12 protein-coding genes and 1 pseudogene are annotated in these 9006 nt (G+C 73.8%); 7 read left to right on the plus strand and 6 right to left on the minus strand.

The window, feature by feature from the left end; translation table 11 throughout:
- Positions 1-37 precede the first annotated feature (37 nt).
- The 4 genes from C4T42_RS13330 to C4T42_RS13345 all read right to left on the minus strand — a co-directional run bounded on the left by C4T42_RS13330 (position 38) and on the right by C4T42_RS13345 (position 3949).
- Positions 38-1549, minus strand: coding sequence for a DUF2336 domain-containing protein (locus C4T42_RS13330; RefSeq protein WP_020091637.1), 1512 nt, complete (start codon positions 1547-1549; stop codon positions 38-40).
- Positions 1546-2655, minus strand: a complete 1110-nt coding sequence (locus C4T42_RS13335; RefSeq protein WP_020091636.1) for a lytic transglycosylase — start codon at positions 2653-2655, stop codon at positions 1546-1548. The genes C4T42_RS13330 and C4T42_RS13335 overlap by 4 nt, the downstream gene beginning before the upstream one ends.
- Before the next feature lie 89 nt (positions 2656-2744).
- Positions 2745-3374 (minus strand): flavin reductase family protein, encoded by a 630-nt coding sequence (locus C4T42_RS13340; protein WP_020091635.1) that lies wholly within the window; start codon positions 3372-3374, stop codon positions 2745-2747.
- Between the two features lie 11 nt (positions 3375-3385).
- Positions 3386-3949, minus strand: a complete 564-nt coding sequence (locus tag C4T42_RS13345) for a nitroreductase (RefSeq protein ID WP_020091634.1) — start codon at positions 3947-3949, stop codon at positions 3386-3388.
- Positions 3950-4102: 153 nt separating this feature from the next.
- On the opposite strand from C4T42_RS13345, the gene C4T42_RS13350 reads away from it, so the two are divergent.
- The gene (locus C4T42_RS13350; RefSeq protein WP_026604700.1) at positions 4103-5020 is read left to right on the plus strand and encodes a hypothetical protein; all 918 of its coding nucleotides are present in this window, start codon (positions 4103-4105) and stop codon (positions 5018-5020) included.
- A gap of 30 nt (positions 5021-5050) precedes the next feature.
- Here the strand turns inward: C4T42_RS13350 and C4T42_RS13355 are convergent, their stop codons facing one another.
- Positions 5051-5938, minus strand: coding sequence for a DMT family transporter (locus C4T42_RS13355; RefSeq protein WP_103985209.1), 888 nt, complete (start codon positions 5936-5938; stop codon positions 5051-5053).
- 279 nt (positions 5939-6217) lie between these two features.
- Here C4T42_RS13355 and C4T42_RS13360 point away from each other — a divergent pair, with 279 nt between their 5' ends.
- Entirely contained in the window at positions 6218-6616 is a 399-nt protein-coding gene (locus C4T42_RS13360) for a PRC-barrel domain-containing protein (RefSeq protein WP_020091631.1), read from the plus strand.
- Between the two features lie 51 nt (positions 6617-6667).
- Here C4T42_RS13360 and C4T42_RS13365 read toward each other — a convergent pair whose 3' ends face one another.
- A complete protein-coding gene (locus C4T42_RS13365; protein WP_020091630.1) occupies positions 6668-6910 on the minus strand; it encodes a hypothetical protein in 243 nt (80 codons plus the stop codon).
- A 281-nt stretch (positions 6911-7191) separates the two neighbouring features.
- Between C4T42_RS13365 and C4T42_RS13370 the strand changes: the two genes are divergently transcribed.
- The 5 genes and pseudogenes from C4T42_RS13370 to C4T42_RS13385 all read left to right on the plus strand — a co-directional run.
- Positions 7192-7686: an HD domain-containing protein gene (locus tag C4T42_RS13370; RefSeq protein ID WP_020091629.1), complete on the plus strand. Its 495-nt coding sequence runs from the start codon at positions 7192-7194 to the stop codon at positions 7684-7686.
- A 109-nt stretch (positions 7687-7795) separates the two neighbouring features.
- A complete protein-coding gene (locus tag C4T42_RS13375) occupies positions 7796-8002 on the plus strand; it encodes a hypothetical protein (protein ID WP_020091628.1) in 207 nt (68 codons plus the stop codon).
- A gap of 120 nt (positions 8003-8122) precedes the next feature.
- Positions 8123-8380 (plus strand): hypothetical protein, encoded by a 258-nt coding sequence (locus C4T42_RS13380; RefSeq protein ID WP_020091627.1) that lies wholly within the window; start codon positions 8123-8125, stop codon positions 8378-8380.
- A 94-nt stretch (positions 8381-8474) separates the two neighbouring features.
- Positions 8475-8624, plus strand: a complete 150-nt coding sequence (locus C4T42_RS31950) for a hypothetical protein (RefSeq protein WP_181049164.1) — start codon at positions 8475-8477, stop codon at positions 8622-8624.
- A gap of 91 nt (positions 8625-8715) precedes the next feature.
- Positions 8716-9006 (plus strand): annotated as a pseudogene (locus tag C4T42_RS13385) (IS630 family transposase); the annotation flags it as partial.

Genomic DNA, 9006 nt, shown 5'->3' on the forward strand with positions numbered 1-9006 from the left:
CCCCCGAGCGCCGAGCCTTGGCGGATCCAGGCGGCGATCAGGCGGCGATGCGCTCCGGCTTATCCTCGCTCGCGGCCGGCTCCGGCCCGGCGGGGTCCCGGCTGGCGCGGAAATGATCGAGGATGCTGTCGCCCAGACCGTCGAGCACGAGGTCGGTCGCGGCCTGGACCTCCGGGTCGACCTCCTCGGGCCGGTACCAGGCCAGGATCTGCTCGGGCAGCGCGTCGAGGATCGCGCCCACCGGGTTGACCGGCTCGGCCTCGGCAGGGCCGTCCGCGGCGTCGGCGATCGCCACGACGACCGGGGTCGCCGTATCGCTCTCCTCCGCGAAGGCGGTCCGGCGCTGGCTCTCCAGGGCGGCGCGCCACGCGGCGTCGGCGGCCTCGGCCTCCCGGCGGGCGGTCTCGCGCGCCAGTGCCTGGGCGGCGATGGCGCGGGCCACCTCGCGCGCCTCGTCGCGGGCCGCCTCGGCCTCGTAGCGGTTGAGCAGCGTGATGACCGGGTGCATCTCCGGATCCGACAGGTCGCCGCAGGCTCCGATGGCGGATTCGATGAGGCGCCGCGACAGGCCGGTGCCCCGGACCGGGGCCGCCGCGCGGGCGAGTTCCTGCCAGGCGGAGAGCGCCGCCTGCATCGCCGGCAGGAGCGCTTCGGGCAGCCCGGCGCGGTCGTGCAGGTCCGCGAACAGGCGCGGGTCGCGCATGGCCCGGGCGACTCCGGCATGATCCTGCCCCGACAGGTCGGCCAGGGCGGCGAGCGCGAAGTCCGTCCGGCCCGAGAGCACGGCGCGCAGGATCAGGCCCGCGGTCAGCTGCCGGGTCGCGCGCAGGTGCGTCACCAGCCGCGTCACGGCGGCCGCGCCGAAGCCCTCGCAGGCCTCGAGCGCGACGCGCTCGCCGGCCTCGCGGCTCATCCGGTCCAAGCGCTCGGCGCCGAGCCAGGCGCGGTCGGTGACGAAGCCGGTGAGCGCCCGCGCCACCGCGATCCCGAGGGCGTGGCGCACCTCCGGCGGCAGGTCGGCGCGGGCGAGGAGCGCCTCGCGCAGGGCGGCCTCGTCGCCGCGGCGCTCGATCATGCGCAGCATCCGGCCCGCGGTGATCTTCGCCGTCGGATTGGCCGCGAGTACGACCAGCGTGTCGGTCTCGCCGATCTCCGCCAGGGCGCCCGCGACCGCGTGCGAGAGGTGGTGCCGGGCGGCGATCACCGCGCGGGTGGCCTCGTCGCCGAGGGCGGCCGCGTCCACGAGGTCGGCGTCGGTGAGGACCGGCGAGCGGGCGAGCACCGGCCGCGCCACCTCGGGAACGTCGGAGGACAGAGCGACGACCAGCGGGCGCGGCGCCCGCGCCGAGGCCGCGCAGGTCTCGGCGAGCGCCCGGCGCACCAGCGGCGACGGGTCGTCGAGGAGCGCGAGCAGCGCGGTCTTGGCCTCCCAGGCCGCGTCGGCGCCCAGGTCGCCGTAGAGGTAGGTCCGGGCCAGCGTCGCGGTCGCCTCGGCCCGGCGCTCGGCCGAGGCGTCCTGCGTCCAGGCCAGAAAGTCGCGGATGATCATCGACCGCTCCGGGGGGCGAACAGGCTGGTCCTGCTGCCGGACATGGACGCCGCGGCCGCGAGGTCCGCGGGTCGGCGGGGCGGCAGCGGCGGATTGAGGAGGGCGGCGCCCGGCGGCGTCGCCGCCGGTCCGGCCGTTGCGCCCATGACGGCACCCGTGATGGCACCCGTGACGGCGGGCTCCGCGACGGCGACGCGCGGTGGCGGCTCGGCGTCGGAGCGCGGGAAATAGGTCGGCGCCGCGTGCTGCAGCGGCGCGGCGCTGTTGCGCGCCTGCCAGAGACGGGCCGCGGCGTCGGAGGCCGCGCCGCGCTGGTCCGTCTGGAACAGGCTGCGCAGGTCCGAGGTCCCGCCGAACGCGGTCGCCGCGCTGGCGTAGGCCGAGACGGCCTGCGGCGCCGCGGCGCCGTCCTGGCGCAGGCCGGTCAGGTCGGTGGCGGCGGCGCCCTGGGCCGCCGCCGAGAGGCTGGCATAGAGTTCGGCAGCACTCCGCGGCCGGCCGGCGCGGTCGTAGAACAGCGCCCGGTTGGCACCGGCCGCCTCCGGCAGGTCGAGGGCGGCGGCGCGCTCGGGGAAGGCGCGGGCGGTCGAGATCAAAGCGGCCGCGCCCTTCGCGCCCAGCACGTGGGCCGCGTAGAGATCGCCCGCGGTCGGCTCGCGGCCGAGGGCGCCCGTGAGGGCGTCGGCGTTCTGCTGGGTCAGCGCGCCGGCCAGCGTCGCGGAGATCTTGGGATCGCGGCGCAGGTCGAGGATCGCCTGCCGCTGGCCCGCGTCGGGAACCGTGTAGGTGCCGTCCGACTGCCGGGTGATCGCGTCGGCCTGCGCCTGCAGGCCGAGCCGCGGCCCGGCATTCTTCATCACGCCGAGCCAGGTCTGCTCGATGAACTGGAACAGGCCGGTGGCCGAGGAGGTGCCGGCCTTGGCGGCGGGATCGAGGGCGGATTCCCGCCGCGCCGTGGCGAGGAGATAGTCGAAGCCGACGCCGCTCGCCGTCGCCCCGTCGCGGATGGCCTGGACCACCGGCCCGGAGGCGGGCGTGCCCGGCAGCGCCCGCGCCTGGGGCGGCGGGCTCTCCGGTGGGCTCGACGGCGTGGTGAACAGGAACATCCGGGCGGGCACGGTGCTGGAGACCGCCCGAACCTGCGCCCGCTATGGTAAACAAGTCCTCAATCGGCCGCGCGCGACCGGTTCCTGTTTCAGGACCCGGTGAACTCCCCCGCGCCCTTCGGTCGGCGCATCTGGAAGCGCGTGTCGGCGGTTGCGTGGAAGTAGTCGAAGTACCCGCCGCGCATGATCGGGTGCATCGCCGCCGTATCGACCATTCCGTCCGCAACGTACCGCTCGTCGACGTAGATCGACACCACCTGCCCGATCACCAGGAAGTTCTCCGCCTCCCCGCCCGAGAGGGGCACCAGCGGCACGGTCTGGAGCCACCGGCACTCCAGGGCCGCCGGCGAGGCGGCCACGCGCGGCGGCCGCACCTTCTGCGAGGGCGCGGTCTCCAGGTTGGCGAAGGCGAACTCGCTCGTTCCGCGCGGCAGCGGCGCCGAGGAATCGTTCATCCCGTCGCGCAGGTCCCAGGTGGCGAGACTGCAGACGAACTCCCGGCCCTCCTCGGCGAAGGTCATCGCGTCCTTCCGGCCCGAGGAGGAGAACGCGACCATGTTGTCGGCCACGGCGTTGAAGAACGAGTAGGGCGCGAGGTTGAGCGCGCCCGCGCGGTTCATGGCGCTGATCCAGCCGATCGGTCGCGGCGCGACGATGGCCTTCAGCGGGTTGTGCGGGAGGGCGCGCGACTCGCGCGGCAGGTCGAGGTCGTAGTGCACGGCCGGTCCCTTCAGAGGTAGGTGACGATCTCGTCGAGGGCCGGCCGCGGCCGGTCGGAGGGCACCTCGCGCGCCCGGCCGATATGGACGAAGCCGGCGAGCTTCTCGGTGGGCGCGAGGCCGAGGGCGTCGAGCACGCGGCGGTCGTAGGCGCACCACTCGGTCAGCCACGACGTGGCGAAGCCGGCGGCGTTCGCGGCGATCACGAGGTTCATGGTGGCGGCACCGGCGGAGAGCACCTGCTCCCAGTCCGGGATCTTCACGTGCGGGCCCGCCCGCGAGACCACCGCGACGACGACCGGCGCGTGGGTCAGGCGGGCGCGTTCCTGCGCGAGCCGCTCGGGCGCCGCGTCGGGATTGTCGGCCGCGAAGGTCGCCGCGATGACCTCGCCAACCTTCGCCCGGGCCTCGCCGGCGATGACGATGAAGCGCCAGGGCGCGAGCTTGCCGTGGTCGGGCACCCGCGAGGCGGCCGTCAGGATGGATTCCAGCTGCGCCCTGTCGGGCCCGGGCTCGTCCAGCAGCGCCGGCGGCACCGAGCGTCGGGTCTTCAGGAGATCGAGGGTGGCGGTCATGCGCTCCGTCCCGGTATCGCGTCCCGACCGGGATGTGGCATGCGCGGGCCGCCGGTGGAAGAGCGGCCTTGCCGCCGCCACGGTCGGGAGTCAGAGGCAGGCCCGGACGATCCGGTGTCGCGACCGGCGAGACGAGCAGAGAAGGGCCGACCGATGCGCATGAGGCTTGCAGCGACCGCGCTGGCGATGCTCGCCGCCGGCCCGCCGGCCGCGCTCGCGCAGCAGGACCCGTTCCAGAACCGGCTCGGCGGCGCCCTGCCCTCGCCGTCGATCACGACCCCGAACCTGCCGCCGTCCCTGCCCCCGGCCGAGCCGGACGCGCAGCTGTCCCTGTCGGCGCTCCTGTCGGGACCGGGCACGGCCCTGCGCCAGGGGCTCGCGTGGCGGATCTACGAGGATCGCGGCGACGGCACGCGGCCGTCGATCGTCGCCCGCTCGACCGAGGCCGAGCCGCATTTCACCCTCGCGCCGGGCGCCTACGTGGCGACCGTGACCTACGGCTTCGCCAGCGCCTCGAAGCGGATCGTGATGGGCGGGCAGCCGACGACCGACACGCTGCGGGTGGCCGCCGGCGCCCTGAAGCTCGCGGGTGCGGTGGGCGATCAGAAGATCCCGCCCGGTCAGGTGATGTTCTCGGTCTTCGTCCCGGTCGGGACCAATTCCGAGGGCCGGCTCGTGCGCGCCGGCATCAAGACCGGCGAGCTGCTGCGCCTGCCGGAGGGCACGTACCACGTCGTCTCGACCTACGGAGAATCGAACGCGATCCAGCGCGCGGACCTGCGCGTCGAGAACGGCAAGGTCACGGAGGCGACACTCAACCATCGCGCCGCGACGGTGACCCTGAAGCTCGTCGCCGCCCCCGGCGCCGAGGCCTTCGCGGGCACCGCCTTCTCGGTCCTCACCCCCGGCGGCGACACGATCCGCGAGGCGATCGGCGCCTTCCCGCAGGTCACCCTGGCGGAGGGCGACTACGTGCTGATCGCCCGCCACGACGGGCAGGTCTACACCCGGGAGTTCAAGGTCGAGAGCGGGCTCGACCGCGACATCGAGGTCGTGGCGAAGTCCGGCTGACGCTCCCGGGCCGACGGCTCGGCGTCGTTCTCAGGCGAAGCGCCGCGCCAGCGCCACGCAGGCGGCCACGGCCAGGGCGGCGGCGATCATGGCGGGCTCGATGTGCTCGCCGAGGACCAGCGCGGCCACGCCGAGGCCCAGGAACGGCTGCAGCAGCTGCAGCTGGCCGACCGACGCGATGCCGCCGCGCGCCAGGGCGCGGTACCAGAACACGAAGCCGATGAGCATGCTGAACAGCGCGACGTAGCCGAGTCCCGCCCAGGCCGGCAGCGGGATCGCCGCCAGCTCGGCCGGCCGGAGCAGCAGCGCGAGGGGCAGGCTCACGGGCAGCGACAGGACGGTGGCCCAGGCGATCACCTGCCAGCCGCCCAACCGGCGGGCCAGGACGCCGCCCTCGGCGTAGCCGAGTCCGCAGAGCAGGATCGCGGCCAGCATGAAGGCGTCGCCGGGACCCGGCGGACCGTCGAGCCCCCGCGCGGCGAAGCCGACCGTGACCAGCGCGCCGGTGATCGAGAGCAGCCAGAAGACCGGTGACGGTCGCTCGCCGGAGCGCAGCGCGCCGAACAGGGCGGTGGCGAGGGGCAGCAGGCCGACGAAGACGGTGCCGTGCGCGGCGCCGACCGTGCGCAGGGCCAGGGCGGTGAGGAGCGGGAAGCCGACCACGACGCCCGCGGCCACGATGGCGAGCGCCGGGAGATCGGTGCGCCGCGGGCGCGCCTGCCGGAGCGCCAGCAGGGCGGCCGCGCCGGCGAGGCCGGCGAGCGCCGCCCGGGCCGCGCTGAGGAACAGGGCGTCCATGCCGGTCAGCGCGAGGCGCGTCGCGACCAGCGACGCGCTGAAGATCGCGACGCCGATGAGGCCGTCCACCCAGGCGCCGGTCGCCGGTCCGCGCGTCGTCTCGATCACTCCCCCCGCCACGGCTGTCCCCTCCCGATACGTGCGGGTCCCGGCATGCCGTGCCGGGGCGCGGTCGGCCAGGAACGGTGGGGGCGCGGCCGGGCAATCTGTCCCGGTCGATCTTCGATACAGTTGGCCACCCCGTTCACCGCGTCGGAGCCTCGTGAGGGGTGTCGCCGCGCGGGTCGTGCGCCGGCCGAAGGTTCCATGTTCCGCGCATTAACATTTCCGTGCAGTCGCGGAACGATGCGCCCGAGGCGGCCATTTCAGACCACCCATACCGGGCCACTGGAGTACACCATGCGCCGCCTCGTCATCGCCGCCTTCGCCGCCGCCGCCCTCGCCGGGCCCGCGCTCGCCGCCAACGAGGCGCCGCAGACGGTCGCGCCCAAATTCGAGACCGTGCCGCAGGACGCGGTGCTCAGCTACAACCTCATCGGTCTCAACGTGACCGACGCGCAGAACAACACGGTCGGCGAGATCAAGGACCTCGTGATCGATCACGGGAAGCTGGCCGGTTACATCGTCTCGGTGGGCGGCTTCCTCGGCCTGGGCGAGCGCTACGTCGCGGTCTCGCCGAGCTCGATCGCGCTGGGCTACGACGCCGACGCGAAGAAGTGGAAGGCCATCATCGGCGCCAGCAAGGACCAGCTGAAGGCGGCGCCGGAGTTTAAGTACGAGGGCAAGTTCAAGCGCTGAGGCACACCGCCGCGGCCGGGCCCAGCGCCCGGCCGACCCGGCGCCCCGCACTCAGACGGAGGCGTCGAGGGCCTGTCGCGCCAGGCGGGCGACGAGGGCCTCCCGCTTGGCCTGGCGCAGCACGATCCGCGCCGCGGCCCGCGCGTTGGACGCGCGCAGCTCGGCCCGCGGGCCGCCGTCGCGCAGGGCGCGCCACGCCAGCGCGCGGAACCAGCGGACGTTGGCCAGCGCCGCCGCCCTGCGGCTCAGCGGCCCGCCGACATCCAGCGGCTTCTCGAGTGTTCCGGACGTCATGGTCTCGATCCTGAAGCGCGACTCGCCGCTTGTCCGATTATGGAACAACAGATGGCGATTCCACGGGAGCTGAGCAATAGTGTTGCCAACGTGAACTTTTGAATCGAGCGCGAAGACTGCGCATCCACGAAATGAGGTAGTCCCGCCCCGGGACGGCACCGGGCGACGGGGCGCCGCGCGGCAGGCGATCCTGCGGGAACGCCGCGGCGGGGACCCGACTTCCCGCAACGGGAAGCCGGTGCGGCGCCGATCCGGGCCGGTCGATCTGGAGAGCCGGTCGCGTGCCGACGATTTTCGATGCCCATACCTTCGCCCTCACGGCGCATGCGGGTCAGCTCGACAAGGGCGGCGAGCCGTGCATGCGGCACCTGGAACGCGTTGCGAACGCCGCCCAGACCCGGGCCGGTCACGCCCGACTCATCGACGGGCTCGACATCGACCCGATGCGAGTCATGCAGGCGGCGCTCCTGCACGATGTGCTGGAGGACACGCCGCGTACGGCGGCGGACCTCCGCGCCGCCGGCTTCGAGGCCGACATCGTCGAGACGGTGACGCTTCTCACGAAGCCGCAGAGTCGGATCGCGTATTCCGAGCGGATCACCACCCTGATCGCGGCCGGCAACCTCGCCGCGCTGCTGATCAAGATGTCCGATACCGAGGACAACCTCTGCCCGACCCGGATCCCGCCCAACGCCGCGTTCCTGCGCGAGCGCTACGCGACGGCGTTCGAGCGCCTGAAGGCGGCGGCGGCGGCGCGCGGGTACACCGGCCGCTGAGCACCAACCCAGGCGGGGAACATTCGCGCGAGCGTCCGGTAGATGATGCAACGCCCGGGCTGACCGCCGAGGTTCCGGACCCGGGGATGTGAGTGCCGGAGAAGCGCCGATGACACCGTCGACCCGTTCACCCGCCGCGATCAGCGACGAGGGGCGCCACGCCCGCGACCGCGGCGATCCGATCACCGCCAACCCCTATCCGGCGGATTCGGAATCCTGGGCCACCTGGGATCGCGGCTACCGGATGCCCGACGAGCAGGCGCGCGCCGCCACCCCGGCTGCGGTCCGGGAGGACGCGCCACCGGAAGCATCGTGATCCGGGACCCGTGCCGGCCGGTCGGCGACGCGGTCGGAACAGCGGCGGTGGCGCGGGGTTGCCCGCACGACCGGTAACGGCTCCGCGAGAGCGATTGCCGGACCGAGAGGGAGATCCGCCATGAAGGTCACGAGTCTCGCCATCGCCGCCCTCCTCGCGGCCGCGATTCCCGCCACGGCAGCCGAGAATGCCGGCAGCGCGACCAGCCGGTCGGGCACGGCCAACAGCACCGGCCCGAGCGACGCGGGGTCCGGCTCGACACCCGGCGCCGCCGGGAGTGGCCCGTCGACCGGCTCGATGAGCCGCTCCGGTACGACGAACAGCACCGGCCCGAACGATGCCGGATCCGGCTCCAAGCCGCCGGCCGGCGGCCGCTGACGGGACCGCGTCGCGCAGCGAGCGGCGCGGAGATCCTGTTTGGCGATATCGCCAAACAGGATCTCCGCGCCCTCACACGCTACAGGGAGGATCCATGTCGGCACGCACCCGCATCTCACTCGCCGCTCTTCTGCTGCTCGGCCTCGCCGCCTGCGACGACAAGCAGGCGCAGAACAACACGCCGACGAAACCCGACTCCACCAAGATGGAGCTGCAATCGGCGCCGAACACGCAGAAGCGCTAGAGCGTTTTCGGTTTGGGCTGAGTCGGCTTGGTGGGGTTCACGCGGCGCTGGGAGACTGATTCACTAGGCCGGTCGACAGCCGGAGTGAAGCATGGGCCGCCCCTACAGCTTGGACCTGCGCGAGCGGGTGGTGACCGCGGCTGCGGCGACCTCGCGCCGTCAGGCGGCCGCCCGCTTCGGGGTCGGCCAAGCAACCGCAATCCGCTGGATGGCGGCGCTCGCCGCGACTGGGACGGTGGCCGCCCGGCCGCAGGGGCGTGCCCGCCGCTCCAAGCTCGACCCGTACGAGACGTTCCTGCGTACGCTGATCGACGAGAAAGTTGATATCACCCTGGAGGAGATGCGCGCCCGGTTGCAGGACGAGCATGGCCTCACCGTCGGG

The sequence above is a fragment of the Methylobacterium sp. 190mf genome (assembly GCF_900107945.1).
GTDB lineage: Bacteria > Pseudomonadota > Alphaproteobacteria > Rhizobiales > Beijerinckiaceae > Methylobacterium.